This window comes from Ohtaekwangia sp. (genome assembly GCF_036568665.1).
Taxonomy (GTDB): Bacteria; Bacteroidota; Bacteroidia; order Cytophagales; family Cyclobacteriaceae; genus Ohtaekwangia.
In genome coordinates, this window is record NZ_DATCSD010000104.1 from 1 (window position 1) to 14,775 (window position 14,775).

13 protein-coding genes and 1 pseudogene are annotated in these 14,775 nt (G+C 43.2%); 5 read left to right on the plus strand and 9 right to left on the minus strand.

What is annotated here, in order from left to right:
• Positions 1-218 (minus strand): annotated as a pseudogene (locus tag VIN08_RS05435) (GLPGLI family protein); the annotation flags it as partial.
• Positions 219-423: 205 nt separating this feature from the next.
• Here VIN08_RS05435 and VIN08_RS05440 point away from each other — a divergent pair.
• Positions 424-1,920: a HAMP domain-containing sensor histidine kinase gene (locus VIN08_RS05440; RefSeq protein WP_331961385.1), complete on the plus strand. Its 1,497-nt coding sequence runs from the start codon at positions 424-426 to the stop codon at positions 1,918-1,920.
• Positions 1,921-2,060: 140 nt separating this feature from the next.
• The gene (locus VIN08_RS05445; RefSeq protein ID WP_331961388.1) at positions 2,061-2,750 is read left to right on the plus strand and encodes a response regulator transcription factor; all 690 of its coding nucleotides are present in this window, start codon (positions 2,061-2,063) and stop codon (positions 2,748-2,750) included.
• Here the strand turns inward: VIN08_RS05445 and VIN08_RS05450 are convergent.
• The gene (locus VIN08_RS05450; RefSeq protein WP_331961391.1) at positions 2,732-3,451 is read right to left on the minus strand and encodes a response regulator transcription factor; all 720 of its coding nucleotides are present in this window, start codon (positions 3,449-3,451) and stop codon (positions 2,732-2,734) included. The two genes, VIN08_RS05445 and VIN08_RS05450, sit on opposite strands and share 19 nt — an antisense overlap.
• The gene (locus tag VIN08_RS05455) at positions 3,448-4,716 is read right to left on the minus strand and encodes a HAMP domain-containing sensor histidine kinase (protein ID WP_331961394.1); all 1,269 of its coding nucleotides are present in this window, start codon (positions 4,714-4,716) and stop codon (positions 3,448-3,450) included. The genes VIN08_RS05450 and VIN08_RS05455 overlap by 4 nt, the downstream gene beginning before the upstream one ends.
• 137 nt (positions 4,717-4,853) lie before the next feature.
• On the opposite strand from VIN08_RS05455, the gene VIN08_RS05460 reads away from it, so the two are divergent.
• Positions 4,854-5,462: a YceI family protein gene (locus VIN08_RS05460; protein WP_331961397.1), complete on the plus strand. Its 609-nt coding sequence runs from the start codon at positions 4,854-4,856 to the stop codon at positions 5,460-5,462.
• Positions 5,463-5,472: 10 nt separating this feature from the next.
• Positions 5,473-6,384 (plus strand): hypothetical protein, encoded by a 912-nt coding sequence (locus VIN08_RS05465; RefSeq protein ID WP_331961400.1) that lies wholly within the window; start codon positions 5,473-5,475, stop codon positions 6,382-6,384.
• A 134-nt stretch (positions 6,385-6,518) separates the two neighbouring features.
• On the opposite strand, the gene VIN08_RS05470 is transcribed toward VIN08_RS05465, so the two are convergent.
• The 5 genes from VIN08_RS05470 to VIN08_RS05490 form a co-directional block, all read right to left on the minus strand.
• On the minus strand, positions 6,519-7,271 hold the full coding sequence (locus VIN08_RS05470) for a hypothetical protein (protein ID WP_331961403.1): 753 nt from the start codon (positions 7,269-7,271) through the stop codon (positions 6,519-6,521).
• 197 nt (positions 7,272-7,468) lie between these two features.
• Complete coding sequence (locus VIN08_RS05475) at positions 7,469-8,197, minus strand: response regulator transcription factor (protein ID WP_331961406.1); 729 nt, start codon at positions 8,195-8,197, stop codon at positions 7,469-7,471.
• A 2-nt stretch (positions 8,198-8,199) separates the two neighbouring features.
• Positions 8,200-9,288 (minus strand): sensor histidine kinase, encoded by a 1,089-nt coding sequence (locus VIN08_RS05480; protein WP_331961409.1) that lies wholly within the window; start codon positions 9,286-9,288, stop codon positions 8,200-8,202.
• Between the two features lie 270 nt (positions 9,289-9,558).
• Positions 9,559-10,590, minus strand: coding sequence for a galactose oxidase (locus VIN08_RS05485; RefSeq protein WP_331961412.1), 1,032 nt, complete (start codon positions 10,588-10,590; stop codon positions 9,559-9,561).
• A 6-nt stretch (positions 10,591-10,596) separates the two neighbouring features.
• Entirely contained in the window at positions 10,597-11,889 is a 1,293-nt protein-coding gene (locus VIN08_RS05490; protein WP_331961414.1) for a DUF4270 family protein, read from the minus strand.
• Positions 11,890-12,202: 313 nt separating this feature from the next.
• Here VIN08_RS05490 and VIN08_RS05495 point away from each other — a divergent pair, with 313 nt between their 5' ends.
• Positions 12,203-13,435, plus strand: coding sequence for a hypothetical protein (locus VIN08_RS05495; RefSeq protein WP_331961416.1), 1,233 nt, complete (start codon positions 12,203-12,205; stop codon positions 13,433-13,435).
• Positions 13,436-13,586: 151 nt separating this feature from the next.
• Here VIN08_RS05495 and VIN08_RS05500 read toward each other — a convergent pair.
• Positions 13,587-14,775, minus strand: a 1,189-nt coding sequence (locus VIN08_RS05500; RefSeq protein WP_331961419.1) for a glycoside hydrolase family 3 C-terminal domain-containing protein, incomplete at its 5' end; no start/stop codon positions are given.

Below are 14,775 nucleotides of genomic sequence, written 5' to 3' on the forward strand. Positions count from 1 at the left end.
GGTTTATAGAGCGATTCGTTTGTGTTAAAGACGAGTTGATCTTGATGGATATTATATTCCGGAATCGTCTCCTTCATCTGTTCGCGGTCAGGCGGAAGTCTTCGGTGCATATTTACCTTTACTTCGTATGTAATAATACCTTCTGCAGATTGGCCGAAGACGAAATGAGCAGCCGTGAGTGACACCAGGATGCCCAGGAATATGATGATTCGTTTCATGGTTTTGGATAATTGCATGTTTGATTAACTGACTCAAATGTACCTTACCGGATAGGCGCCAACGGTTAATAGTTCTGAAAGGAATGTTAATTAAGGTTAAAATCGTATCGAGGCTGGTCACGGGAGCGTTACCTTTGCTTAAAGGTTATCGGGTGCGGTCTATAGATTTTTTGCCGACCATCGACTATAGCAATGAAGTATTGAAATGAAGCAACGAAAACAAATTCTAATTCTCGCACTGATGATCATCAGCATTACTCTGCTGATAGTACTACAGGGATTCTGGCTAAGAGGTTCTTACGAGCGCGCCTATCACGACCTGAGGCGTGAAACCAACGACTTGTTCCGCACTACCGTACAGGCTATGCGCGATTCTATTATTCTGCGAAATATACATACCGTTCCTGCTGACACAACGGTAGCCGTTATTGGCACTGCACTGTCGCCCGCTATTGTAAAAGCAGAGTTGAAGGATACCATTAAAGATACTCAAAATGTAAAATTCCAGGTATATATTTCGTCTACCACACAAACAGATTCGGTTTCAAAAGATATACTGAAGCCATTGGTGTCGCGCATCGAAAGTGTACACATGCGCAATTCTCCGGGGAAGAGTTTTATAGTGCGCATCGATGCTGATACACTTAATCGCGATAGTTTGCAGTATCAATTTGAACTGGCACTGAAGCAAGTGGCCATACCTGCACCTTTCCAGATACGACATATCGTTCATCAACCTGATCGCCCGGAATTTCTTCCGGACTTCCCTCGTCCTGGCTCGCACGCACATGTTAAAAATGACAGAGCTCAATTCCGTGAATCCGTTTTTCGCGATACGATATATACCGACCCTGTACGATTCAATCCGCTGCATTTATACACTGCATCGCTAACTAATATACGCGGTATACTTCTCAGCGAGATTGCACCACAGATATTGTTCTCTGTATTTCTTACCGTAACCATTCTCATCGCGTTCCTGGTAATGTATATGAGCATCCGTTCACAACAACGACTGATGAAACTGAAGAATGATTTCATCAGCAATATTACGCACGAGTTAAAAACACCGGTAGCTACCGTAAGCGTAGCAATAGAAGCGCTGCGAAATTTTCAGGCAAAAGGTAATCCGAAACTTACCGCTGAATATCTGGACATAGCACAAAGCGAATTGAACAGGCTTACATTGATGACTGATAAAATTCTCAAGACCTCTATATTTGAAGATCGTGGTGTTGAGTTTAAGCCGGAGAAAGTAAACCTCGATGAGGTTGTTCAGCAAATACTTTCATCGATGAAACTCATCTTCGAAAAGCGTGGTGCGTTTGTTACATACGAGAAAGAAGGAACTGATTTTGAACTGCAAGGCGGTGGCATGCACCTGACCAACGTTATCTACAACCTGATTGACAATGCTATGAAATATAGCGCGAAGAGCCCGGTGATACGCATTATACTGAAGAGCTCGCCACAGCAACTCACCTTGATTGTAAAAGACCAAGGTGTAGGCATTCCGAAAGAATACAAGAAAAAAATATTTGAAAAATTCTTTCGTGTTCCTACCGGAGATGTTCACAACGCCAAAGGCTATGGGCTGGGACTAAACTATGTAGCCAGCGTAGTAAAAAGCCATAGCGGTAAAATTGATGTAGAGAGTGAAGTAGGACTGGGAAGTACGTTTAGGATTGTGTTGCCGAAATGAAATTTAGAGAGTCCGAAAGATCGGAAGGCCGTAAGTCGGTATGACAGAAGTAAGAGAGCTGAAAACAAGAAACCAAAAGTATATATACCACTTCACCAGCTTCCTGACTTTCTGTCTTTTTCAACTTTAATCACTAGCCAATGGCCAAAATAAAAATATTTTACGTTGAAGATGAGCCTTTCCTCGGGAGGATTGTGAAGGAGAGCCTGGAGAGTCGTGAGTTTGAAGTAACGATGATAACCGATGGAGCTGATGCCCTGGCCAGCTTTAAAGAAACACAACCCGATATATGTGTGCTGGATATTATGCTTCCCACCAAAGATGGCTATACTATTGCACGAGAAATCCGGCAGATTGCTCCCGCTATACCGATCATATTTGTAACAGCTAAAACACAAACCGATGACCTGATAAAAGGATTTGAGTCGGGTGGTAATGATTATATCCGGAAACCTTTTAGCATGGAAGAGCTTATTGTGCGGATTAACAATTTACTGCAGATCACCCAGCATCAAAAGAGTATATCCACCCAGGAGTATATTGATATTGGCTCCTACCAGTTTGTGCCTTTACGCTACGAGCTTCGCTATAAAGATTCGGTAAAGAAATTGTCGCATCGCGAATCCACGCTCCTGCAAACATTGGCCGAGAATAAAAATGTTACCGTGCTTCGAAAAGATATACTACTGAAATTATGGGGCGATGATTCTTTTTTCAACTCGCGCAACCTCGATGTATATATTACCAAGCTGCGCGATTATCTGAAAGAAGATGACTCTATCGAGATCATTACGATCAAAGGTGTTGGCTATCACTTCGTGGCAGGGTAGCCATCTCTTACTTCCAATTTATATCCTACCCCATGCACATTGGTTAATGTAACCTGCGGATCATCCTTCAATAATTTTCGAAGGCGCGATATAAATACATCCATACTTCTTCCTACAAAGTATCCTTCATCTTCCCAAATTGCTTTTTGAATAATATCGCGGTCTATCACTTTATTCTGATGCAGACAGAACAACTTTAACAGTTTTGCTTCCTTATTGGTAAGCACCTGCACGCCCAAGGCCGAAGTGATCTGTTGATTGGAGAAATCACAGTTCAAAGTTCCCAGATTATATATAAACTGTTCATCGGCTTTAGTCGGTTGTGTATATACGCGTTTCAGGATTGCTTCAATGCGTAACAGAAATTCTTCTACGCTAAAAGGCTTCGTGATATAATCATCCGCACCAAGTTTAAAACCCTGAATGCGATCTTCCTTCATAGCCTTCGCTGTGAGAAAAACGATTGGCACTTGTAAATTCAGCTTACGAATTTCCTGCGCCAGCGAAAATCCATCTTTACCCGGTAGCATAACATCCAGCACGCACAGGTCAAATTTATTTTTCAGAAATGTACTGAGCGCTGCACGGCCATCGCTGCAAACATCTACTGCATAACCGGCCATCTCCAGGTTATCCTGCAACATAAAACTCATGTTCCGGTCGTCTTCCGCCAGCAGTATAGTTCGTTTAGCAGGCTTCATGCAGGTGTATATTTTAAGAACACATCAAACCGACTGCCCTGATTCTCTTCACTGTTAACTGTAACCGTACCGTTGTGAGCCTTTACGATTTGCTGCACATACGTTAGTCCCAAACCAAAACCTTTTACATCGTGTTGATTGCCGCTGGTTGCCCGGTAGAATTTATCAAATATATACTGCTGCACGCTTCGCTTCATGCCTATACCTTTATCGGCTATGCTAATGAGTATACCGGCCGCAGTGCTACTCGTAGTAATGGTGATCTCGGGATTAGCCGGTGAATATTTATCAGCGTTATCGAGTAGATTATAGAGCAGATTGGAAAGATGAAAAGGATCGGCTGTAAGCGATGCCTGTGACGCTTGCAGGTTGGTATGAATTATACCTTTGCGTGCCTGGAGTCTTAACTCAAAATTCCTGATCACAGAATAGATCAACTGATGTATATCTACTTTCTGTTTTTGTAAATATACCTCTCCCCGCTCCATCTGTGCGGTTTGTAATACCTGCTCTACATGAAACCGGAGACGTTGGTTCTCTTCGTGAATAATACGGGCATAGTGATGCGATTTTTTACTATCAGTAAGTGTGGTGGCCTTTAATACTTCACTCGCCATAGCAATGTTGGTGATAGGCGTTTGAAGTTCATGTGTCATGTTGTTGATAAAATCGTTCTTCACTTCGGCCAGTTTCTTCTGTTTCGACAGGTTTATAATCATATAGGCAAATATGATCAGTATAAGCAGGAATGCGGCCGCAGTTATAATCCAGAGATTGAGTGACCCGAGTATATCTGCACGCCTGTCGGGAAACGTAATGGCAAAATCGGTGCGGGCTGTAACCTGATCGCGCCCCAAACAAGTAGCATCATCTTCTGTTAGTGCTCCGTTCTTATAGAAATTCCCGAAGACAAGAGTACTATTTTGATGATCATATATAGCTAGGCTGAATGAGCCATACAGATCATGCTTTTTAAATTCCAATCGCACCAGAGAATCCAAAACCTTATAAGCTATCTTTCTATTAAGTGTAACAAAGTAGGTATTTGATTCACGTTTCCGAACGGGCTCTATATGCGCAGTCGAATCATGTTCAGCTTGTAACAATTTATCGGCAACGCTGCGCAATGCAAGATTTACATTGGCATCGAACTGTCGCTCCTGTATAGTGAATGCGTTAGTAAACCAGTATATCTGCATAACCAGCAAGCCTGTTAGTGCTGCAAGTGTTGTTACGATCAATACCCTATATATGCTGGTCTTCATAATTACGTACAATGTAAAGGTAAGTCTAAATTCGTTCGACTGCCGCAGAATTTACATTTCGTTAACATCTTTTTACAACGGCTTTACTAAAATCAGATACGTTGCCGGTAGGTTTGAGAAACAATTCAGCAAGGCTTATGAAACAACTATTGGCAGCGATGGCGATTCTGCTTGCAGGCAGCGCACTTAGCCCAGAGAAAATTATTTCCTATACTGTTGATCTGAAGCAAAGCTCTGTTCGATGGACCGGTTACTACACATTCAGTTTCGGTGAACATTACGGAACAATGCGACTCTCCACAGGTGAACTTGCTTTTGATAATGGGCAATTAACTGAAGGACGTTTTACATTAGATATGAACAGTATACAGGATGAAGACATGGCCGGGGAACAAAGCGCTCACGACCTGATAAATCATTTGAAGAGTGATGATTTCTTCTCCACTGAAAAATTCCCGTTGGCAACTTTTGAGATCAGAAAAGTTATACCTATTAAAGATGCTGCTGCAAATCAACCCAATTACGAAATTATCGGCACCCTAACATTGAAGGGCACCAGTAATGCTCTCACCTTCCCTGCCTTAATTACCAGTCAAGGGAATACTGTAAAGGCGCATGCCAAATTCAAATTCGATCGCACCAAGTGGAACGTACGCTTCAACTCCGGAAAGTTCTTTAGCGATATAGGCGATGGCGCTATATCCGATGCCATCGGCATTGAACTTGATCTTCTCGCAACACTATAACAACTACACTATGAAACTATATATTTTATTACTCAGCACTATTCTGCTCGCTTCTAAAGCGAAAGAACCGACAGAAAGCAACATCTATATAAGTCGCGACTATGGGCAGCATTGGGATGCTATTGGTGCCGGGCTTCCAACCGATGCATATATTAACGCGTGGACTGTCCATCAATCAACCATAGTAGCCGGCACTGAATCCAACGGTATTTATATATCGTATGATGGCGCAAAAAATTGGCAGCGATCCTCCAAGGGACTTCCTATGGATATAAAGGTCAATGCATTGATATCACACGGGAATATCCTGTTGGCCGGAACCTATCGCAACGGTATATATATATCCCACAACGGGGGGAACACCTGGCAGCCCTCTTCTAAAGGTATCGGCACTTTCTCCATACGAAGTTTTCATATCCACAACAACATTCTCTTCGCTGGAACAGACGATGGTGTATATGCTTCAACAGATCAGGGTATATCCTGGCAGCCTGTATTACGCGGATACCAGATCAATGCTTTTACTTCCGATAACGGGAACATATTGACTGCTTCGAATGTAGGTATATTTCGCTCTGCCGATTCCGGTAAATCATGGACCTTACAATCAGGTATGGGGGCCTTCGCAACACTTGCAACAGACAGCGACAAACTGGTGGCTGTAATGTATGATGGCCGTGCTTATGTATCTTCCGATCATGGCATACTATGGCTTCACAACGAACCTTTCTTCGATAAATATACCTTTAAACTCACGCCATCCGGCAGCACATTTCCGGCTGCCCCGTGGAGAGATAGCCTTCCTACGTACTATTACCAAAAACTTTCCGGTCGCCACGGCTTACCCAATAAAAATTTCTCTCTTTTACTCAACACTCCGTATGGATTATTAACGACTATAGGAGGTGGCGGTGGTTGTTAAGTAAGTGTGATACCTCTGCTGTATATAGAATAAAAAAGCCGAAGCACTTTCGTGCTCCGGCTTACCTACCTAACCTACCTGTTTAACCAGAATGGCTCGACAAACCATTTTGTTTTTTTAAAGTGACTATATATTTACTTCTTCACTACCTCACCATTTTTCAAGTTGAGCGAGAAATTATCGCTACCCACCTTTATTGTAGCAGCACTTTGTCCTTCAAATGTAACCGTGCCCTGGTAGGAGTAATCACCTTTGGAAGCAACCGTGCCGCTTAGTTTATAAGTAGCAGTGCCACTGATGATTTCGTGTGTTTGTTTGTCTATAACAATGTCGGTGAGTGTGATCTCAATTGTACTGTTACCAGCTTTCTTCTCTTCGTTTTTTTGCTCGAAAGAGCCGCTGCGTCTATACGATCCTGCCAACAGAAAATTTTCTACAGATTTTTCCAGACCATTTACGGTAAGCTGCGATACACCGGAATGTTCCGTCTTAAGTTTGGGTCCATCATAACTTCCGCTATAGCTCAGATCAATGCTAACATTAGCAGCCTCTTGCTGATCATTGCAATTCAGTTTGAATTTGTAACTGAAATCATAACTCCAAACGATCGTGGCACCATCAGGACTTGCACCAGACAAATCTATATTCTTAGATATACCACATGCTTCTGTGCGACCATTGGCATTTTGTTCTGCCAGGTCACTGGAAGATGCAGCTGCTTCACCCGAAACAAAATTCACTCCGGATGAATTGGATGCAAAAGAAGTGGACACAATTTGTGCTGCTTCTTCTGAGGTAATGGAATTGTTCGGTTCATTATCATCTTTATCACACGCAATGAATCCGATGAACAATGAAAGGAATAACCATGCACTTAGTTTTTTCATAAAGTGAAATTTAGTTTTGTATGTTGACGGTATACAACGATGCAGGGTTAACGCATTTTGCGGGAAGTGCCTATGAAGAGACTATAGCATCAACGAACACCGGATTTTTCAGGATAATCCGGGCAATAACATTTCCTATTCGTTACACACAAAAATTTTCCACAACTGTATATGTGGAAATATAGCATCATTTTGGATCAGGGCATGCTTTTTGGATCGATGAAGCGATTCAGATTATCTTTATAGTGTTCGCTTATGGGTATCTGTGCTTTCAATAAACTTATTCTTCCTTTGCGTATAGAAGTAATTTTATTGAGCGATACTATAAATGATTTATGCACGCGCACAAATTGATCGGCCGGTAATTTTTCCTCGAGCGATTTCATACTCATGCGTGTTATCACCGGTCGTTGATTCGACAGCAGGAAGATCTTCACATAATCTTTCAATCCTTCTATATAGGCTATATCACTGAAGTCGATACGTACCAGGTTATATTCGGAATTAACAAAGAGATAGGTAACAGGCGCAGCGTTGGTTTGCTGCTGTATAACTATCGGTTGCTTTTGAGAATTAAATTTATCGTAGGCCTTGTTAACGGCTTTAAGAAAACGCTCGAATGAAACGGGCTTCAGCAGGTAATCCACTACATCAAGATTATATCCTTCCAATGCATACTTCTCGTATGCGGTAATGAAAATTACCAATGGAGGATTTTTAGAAAGACCTTGCAGAAACTGTATACCGGTAAGCCCCGGCATCTGTATATCCAGAAACACCAGATCAACCGGCTGGTTCTGCAAGAAGTTATTTGCCTCGAGTGCATTAGAACATTTCTTCAACAACTTCAGATAAGGAATCTTCTTGATGTTGTCCTCCAGCAAGTCGAGCGCCAATGGCTCATCGTCTACAGCAACACATGTCATAGTCATTCGGGAATAATTCTGAGTTCAGTGATAAACCAATTATCATCGGTCTTATATATCTCCAGTGTATAGAGATCTTTATATAGCAGATCCAGTCTTCGGCGCACATTCTGCAAGCCTATACCGGAGCTCTCATCTTTCATTTCATTGCTGGCAGGATTAAAGCGATTACGAACCGTAAAGCTGATGCGATAGGCAGTGGCTTCCAATAAAATGATAATGACAGGTTCGTGTATTACTCCCACACCATGTTTAAAAGCATTTTCAACAAACGGTACGAGCAGCATGGGTTCAATCATCAAGTCCTTGCGCTCTATATCAACATGAAAGTGCATGTTAATGGTAGAGCCGAAACGAAGACGTTGCAACTCGATATAGTTATTCAGGTATTCTGCTTCCTGTTCTAATGTAACCTTCTTTTCTGTATGATATAGGGAATATCGCATTAATTGTGAAAGCTGAATAATAGCGGCCTCCACCTGATCGGATTTTTTACGGGCCAGTGATGCCAGGCTGTTCAACACATTGAACATAAAATGCGGACTCACCTGCGAGCGCAGGAATGATAACTCTGATTTGAGTTTTTCGTTCTCCTGTTCTTTCAGTGCTGTTTCAAAGGCTGAGCGATCCTGCATAATACGCAACGCCAGACTGAGCCCGAACACCATGAGGAAATTAGGAATACCTATAAATAACGGAGGCCCGAAGAAGCGATTGAAATTCCATATAGGCATAATGTGCAGGCGTATAAAATATCCGGCAAGCACATAGATGGTAAATGATAGCAATACTATAAATGCATACGGCCCCCAACCTCTGCGCGAGAGTATACGAGGCACGAGCACAAACATATTGAGGTAAAAGAAAATAGCCAGCAGCCCATTCGTTACGAACGCCTCCACACGAAACCATGTGGGGTCGAAAGGAATGTTTTGAATAGGATCAGGGCCTTCACCTGGCGGAGGCGGTGCTATGCGTTGCTCTATAAAACGGGAACCAGAGCGAAAACGGAACGGCATCATGAATAACAAAGCCCAGCCAAACACATGCAGTGCTACAATCAGGACCTTATTGACAACTCCCTTTTTCAATTTCGTTATAAAGAACCTGGGCTTAGTTCAATTCAGGCTCTCTCCGTTTTAAATATCGTCTTTCCTACCTGGCTCCAAAAATAAAGGCTTCTGCATTTTTGCAGAAAGCCTTATCTGTTTTGCTGGTAGGCTCCATCGAAACATAATACTTTGTCAATCTATATACCGGCCAGTGCCGTTCCGCTAAGCAAAATTGTCCCTCACCCTCTAACCCCCTGGATCGTACAACTCGCTTAACGGAACGGCTGCTGCCGGCTTTACTGTAAACCACTAATTCGTTTCATCGTATTCTTCGAGAGGCTTGAACTCCCATACATCATCGTAACGGCTGGTACCGTTCTGACCGGTGCCTACGAAGATGCGATTGTTCAACACAAAGCCAACGGCAAGGCTACGCGCAGAACCTTCAAAAGATGTTTTGGTATCCCAGTTAAAGGTAGTTGCATCGAAAGAGTATACTGCTTTGTCTGCTGCACCGCTGGATGATACACCACCTACTATATAGGCTGTAGTGCCATCTACCACGGCTACTGCATCGTGGTGATACATGGCCAGTTTAAATTCATCGTAGTCTGATTGGTCTGTATCAGGTGAACGCTTGGTCCAGGTAGGACTACCTCCATCAGCACCCGGAACAAATTCCCAGAAGTCGAGATTGTATGAACCATTGTCACGACCTGTACCTATATAGGCTTTGCCATTGATAACAAAGGCCAATCCTGATTCGATCTTTTCTCCCGGATAACTCACTACTTCTTTCCAGGTATTAGAAGAAGGATCATATTCCCAGAAATCGCTATTCGTATTGTCACCATCATATCCCGTACCTACATATCCTTTTGATCCGATAGCAAATGCTATAGCGTTATAGCGGGCGCTGCCTCCGAAGAGACCCAATGAATCCCACTCGTTGGTGGTTGGATCATATACCCAGAAATCGCCAAGCTCTTGTTTATCTTCATCGCGGTTATAGCCGAGCCCCACATATCCTTTACCGTCTACTGCGAATGCAACAGCGCGTTCACGTGGTTTGCCGGGGAAAGGTTTTATAGCTTGCCAGTATCCGTTGTTGATATCGAAACTATAGGCATCAGACCAATAGTCATCACCATCAAAACCGAGGCCTACATATACAGCTGTTCCGATAGTAAATGAAAATGCTCCTGACCTCTTAACACCTTTATAGGGCGTGGTCTTCGTCCAGTTGCCCAGCGTGGTTGAATCATCAGAAGATGAACAGGCATTAAGCAACATTAACCCTGCTACCACAAAAAGCATCGCTGCTATTTTTATTTGTTTCATTCGTAATTAATTATTTACAGTGACAAAATAGATTCTCAGTTTGGTTTTATAGTTTATTCCGTTGTCTCCGAAATATACCCTGTCTACAGAGGTCGAATAATTGGAAGACACCGTAAATATCAGCGCATTCTCATTGAACGCAGTGAGTTCCATCTGGCTCTTCACAAAAGCGGTTACGTCCAGTGTATATCGCGTATCTCTGCCGAGATCTTTATCTAATGCCAGAACAGCTTTGCTGCTGAGCTGACCATATATATTGTTCTTTTTATCGGCCAGGTAAACCTGCAGCGATGTTGGCAGTGGTTCTGTATCGCTATACGATTTACGGATGGGGTATACATCCAGTATGGCCTGTGTCATGTAAAAATTAGTATTCATTTTCAGGTCACGCAGATAAGGCATATCAATACGCAACTCTAGGCCGGCACCGGCCTGCAGATAGGATTCATCATCGGTTATCGTTTGACTCAGTCGCTCATCTGTGTTCTTCAGTGAGGTGAGTTTTGTAGTCAACCGGTTTGCATGGATATTGGTATATACAATGTTGGAAGTGGATGCAGGAAACGCTATATATTTCTCTTTGATGGGCGTTACACTTTTATCGTAATAGTATAGGCGCATTTCCGGTGTAATGTTAAAACCCACCAGGCTGGTTGACACGGTAGTGTCCGGAAGTATAGCAAGACCTCTTAGGTAGCGGAGAAAATTCGTAGAGTTTGTTATCTGCTCACTATCGCTGGTGGCCATCTTAAACAGTTCCTGCCCAAAATCATCCGAGAGTTTGATCACCACGGAATCTGTACGATGCGGCAGCGCCTGGAAAGTTACGCTACCCAGGGGTGTCTCATTTATCTTGAATGTTTTATCACTGAATAACTGGTTGTTCTTGTCGAGCGTCATCTCTTCTGTAACAGCATGAACACGCAGCGTCATACTCTGTGCAGTATCATAATAGTAATACTTGTCGTACTTCAATACCATCACAAGATTTTCGTATGATATATTATCTACATACTTCAGCGTTACATCCGATGAGGAAGAAGGTGTTACCTGAAAATAGGCAGAGGCAGTAAGGCGTCCGAGCTTATCATCGGCATGCGACCCCAACAGAAGGCGGGTGCCACCGTTGGTAGTAAGGTCTTCCACTTTTATGGTAGACAGCTTCACCGTTGACGAATCCATAAATGCATAGTCGAGCGCACCTTCATTAAAGAAGTCTGTTCCAACCTCCGAAGGAGAATCAGCACTGCACGACACCATCATCGCCCAAACAGTTAAAACAAAAAGAAATTGCCTCATGCAAAAAGGTCTCCGAGGGCAAAAGAAGTTTGTTCGCGGTGTTTCCTGAAATGAATGAGACAACCTCCGTTAATTCATCTACGAATGCTAATGCCATTCAAACCTCTCACCTTGTCCTTTTGTCGTGGACATCCTTTTTTACTTTATAATCTGCTTATTTAAAGCCTTTTACAGGCTTTACAAAGTATTCATGAAACATGTACGCAAATAGATCGGCAAAAAATACGGCTATGTAGTTTCATTGGGCGCGGTGGTCGCTAATTCTTGTTGAGGCAAAATGCCCTGCCGAAGTTGCACGATCAATAAAGCTGCTATGTTGAGATTGACCCAGATTCTGATTGTCGGAATGATCTTGTTTGCCCAGATTACGACTCAGGCACAAAATATATTCAACTCTCCGTATTCAGTATATGGTGTAGGGATGATTAACAACCGTACCTCTTCGCTTAACAGAGCCATGGGCGGTGTGGGTATCGGTGTACAAGATGATTATAACCTAAACCCGGTAAACCCGGCTTCATATGGCGCCATTTCTACACCTATCACCCATATATATGAGATCGGTTTATATGTAGAGTCTAATCGCTATCGTTCCAACCAGAGTACAGATTCGAAATCTACCGGTGGTATCAACAACATTAATTACTGGTTCAAATTCTCGAAGTGGTGGTCTGCCTCGGTAGGATTGGCTCCCTATAGCAGTGTAGGTTACAAGATCAATACCGCGCGCGACCTCGGAGCATCTTCTAATGTAAACTATACTTATAGCGGCAGTGGCAACCTTAACCAGTTATACCTGGGCAATGCCTTTAACGTTGTAAAGAATCTTTCACTCGGTGTAAACATAGCGTATGTGTTTGGCAGCACGACCAAAAGCGAAAGTATAGATCTGTCCACACAATCACTTACCTATCAAAACCAGGTTGTTGCCCACAAAGCCGATGTTGATTTCGGAGCACAGTACCGGTTCAATTTTAAAAAGCGAGCTTTGGTAGTAGGTGTTGTTTATGATGATGGTATTACTTTTCACGGCAAGCAAAAGAGTTCTTTGTACGACTCGAATGCTGATACTCTCACCTCTGCTACAGGCAAGAAGCTTACGTACAAGCTCCCTATGTCTGCCGGTATAGGAGTGGGATTGCACTCAAGACTTTCGGTTCTCGCTGCTGACTTACGGTATACCAAATGGACTTCTGCTAATTTCTCTGACCAGGAACTTGTATTCCAGGATACCTGGAAACTTTCGGCAGGTTATTTATACAAGGGCAATCCGAATGCGGAAAGTTACTTTGGACTTGCTTCGCTTCGTGCAGGATTTTATGTGCAGCAATATCAACTCAAACTTGATGGCACCAGTTTTCCTTCCTGGGGGCTTTCTGGCGGAGTTTCGCTTCCGGTGTTTGATGGTAAATCGGCTGTTAACCTCACGTATTCATACGACAGACTGGGCACTACTACCAATGGCCTGATCCTGCAGAACTCACAAAAGATTATGATCGATGTGGTGATTCGCGACCTGTGGGGTATAAAACGTAAATTCGATTAATCTGAAGTTGCGGCAGATCGTCTGCAACATAATCTCTGCCATATAGAGGTATATATACTGGTTCACTCACTCGTGATCGCGTTCTGAATCTACCCGGATAATCCCTAAAAGAAAAACCGGTGATGCTATATTGCACCACCGGTCTGTAATGTTAGCGTTGTAATTTGAATCTTGTTTTCTGGTTGCCCACCATCAGTGTGAAGTAGCCATCTTCCAGCAACTGCTCGCCATGTTTATTCGGGAATGTAAGATGCTCCAGCGGACGAATGGTGAATGTAAACGTCCTGGACTCTCCTGGCATGATGAGTTCTTTTTCGTAATACTTCAGGTCGCGCACAGGTCGTGATATACTGGCGACTTCATCGTGCAAAAACCATAACACAGCCTCTTTACCTTCGCGGGCACCTGTATTTTTTACGGTTACACTTGCTTTGATCTCGGCATTATCACTTGTCAATACAGAATCGCTTAGCGTAAGACCGCTATATTCAAATGTAGTATAGCTCAATCCCGTTCCAAATGGCACAAGGGCTATCGGGTTTTCAATCTCATGCGCCAACAGTATTTCACTAATCTTATGGTTGTGCGGTAGCAGGCGATTTACAGCATACGGATAATTGAAGCTCATCTTGGCACTTGGATTTACTTTACCACTGATAATTTCAGCGATAGCCTGTGCTCCTTCAAAACCCGGAAGCCCTGCAAACAATGCAGCTTTACATCCAGGGTATATTTTAGTAATAACGCGAGGACGTCCGCTGATCATGACAAGGATCACCGGTTTACCGGTAGCTTGTGCTGCTTTAATCAATTCCACCTGGTCGTCCGGCAAACTAATATCTTGTATACTTCCAAAGCCTTCTGCATAAGGCATCTCTCCCGCACAAACTATAATAGCACTTGCTCCTGCTGCTTTCGCTTTTATCTCTGCAGCATTTACTGCCAATGAAACCTGACTGCCGGCAAACTCTTTTTTCAATGCACCAAAAACTGTGAGCATATCTTTGGGATATATACTCTCATCATTCGCCATCCAACGGAGGGTCCACCCGCCAGCAAGTGGTCTTTTCAGATCTGCGGTTGGGCCGGTTACAAGTATATTCTTTCCGGCAGCAAGCGGCAGTATATTTTCGTTCTTCATCAGCACGATCGATTCCCGCGCGGCTTCCAGTGCTTTTGCTTTATTCTCGGCAGAACCAACACGATTAAACCGGTCGTTGCGCGGTAGTGGATTTTCAAACAAACCCAATTCGAGTTTCAGGCGGAGTATACGTGCTACAGAAAGATCGATGCGTTCTTCACTGATTTTTCCTTCTGTTACCAGCTCGCGCAGATAATCA

What these genes read in the sequence shown, in the direction of transcription:
- VIN08_RS05460 (WP_331961397.1), top strand. Translation starts at nt 4,854, where the DNA reads ATGAAACAACTATTGGCAGCGATGGCGATTCTGCTTGCAGGCAGCGCA.
- VIN08_RS05490 (WP_331961414.1), bottom strand. Translation starts at nt 11,889, where the DNA reads ATGAGGCAATTTCTTTTTGTTTTAACTGTTTGGGCGATGATGGTGTCG.
- VIN08_RS05445 (WP_331961388.1), top strand. Translation starts at nt 2,061, where the DNA reads ATGGCCAAAATAAAAATATTTTACGTTGAAGATGAGCCTTTCCTCGGG.
- VIN08_RS05465 (WP_331961400.1), top strand. Translation starts at nt 5,473, where the DNA reads ATGAAACTATATATTTTATTACTCAGCACTATTCTGCTCGCTTCTAAA.
- VIN08_RS05495 (WP_331961416.1), top strand. Translation starts at nt 12,203, where the DNA reads ATGTTGAGATTGACCCAGATTCTGATTGTCGGAATGATCTTGTTTGCC.
- VIN08_RS05455 (WP_331961394.1), bottom strand. Translation starts at nt 4,716, where the DNA reads ATGAAGACCAGCATATATAGGGTATTGATCGTAACAACACTTGCAGCA.
- VIN08_RS05475 (WP_331961406.1), bottom strand. Translation starts at nt 8,197, where the DNA reads ATGACATGTGTTGCTGTAGACGATGAGCCATTGGCGCTCGACTTGCTG.
- VIN08_RS05440 (WP_331961385.1), top strand. Translation starts at nt 424, where the DNA reads ATGAAGCAACGAAAACAAATTCTAATTCTCGCACTGATGATCATCAGC.
- VIN08_RS05485 (WP_331961412.1), bottom strand. Translation starts at nt 10,590, where the DNA reads ATGAAACAAATAAAAATAGCAGCGATGCTTTTTGTGGTAGCAGGGTTA.
- VIN08_RS05450 (WP_331961391.1), bottom strand. Translation starts at nt 3,451, where the DNA reads ATGAAGCCTGCTAAACGAACTATACTGCTGGCGGAAGACGACCGGAAC.
- VIN08_RS05470 (WP_331961403.1), bottom strand. Translation starts at nt 7,271, where the DNA reads ATGAAAAAACTAAGTGCATGGTTATTCCTTTCATTGTTCATCGGATTC.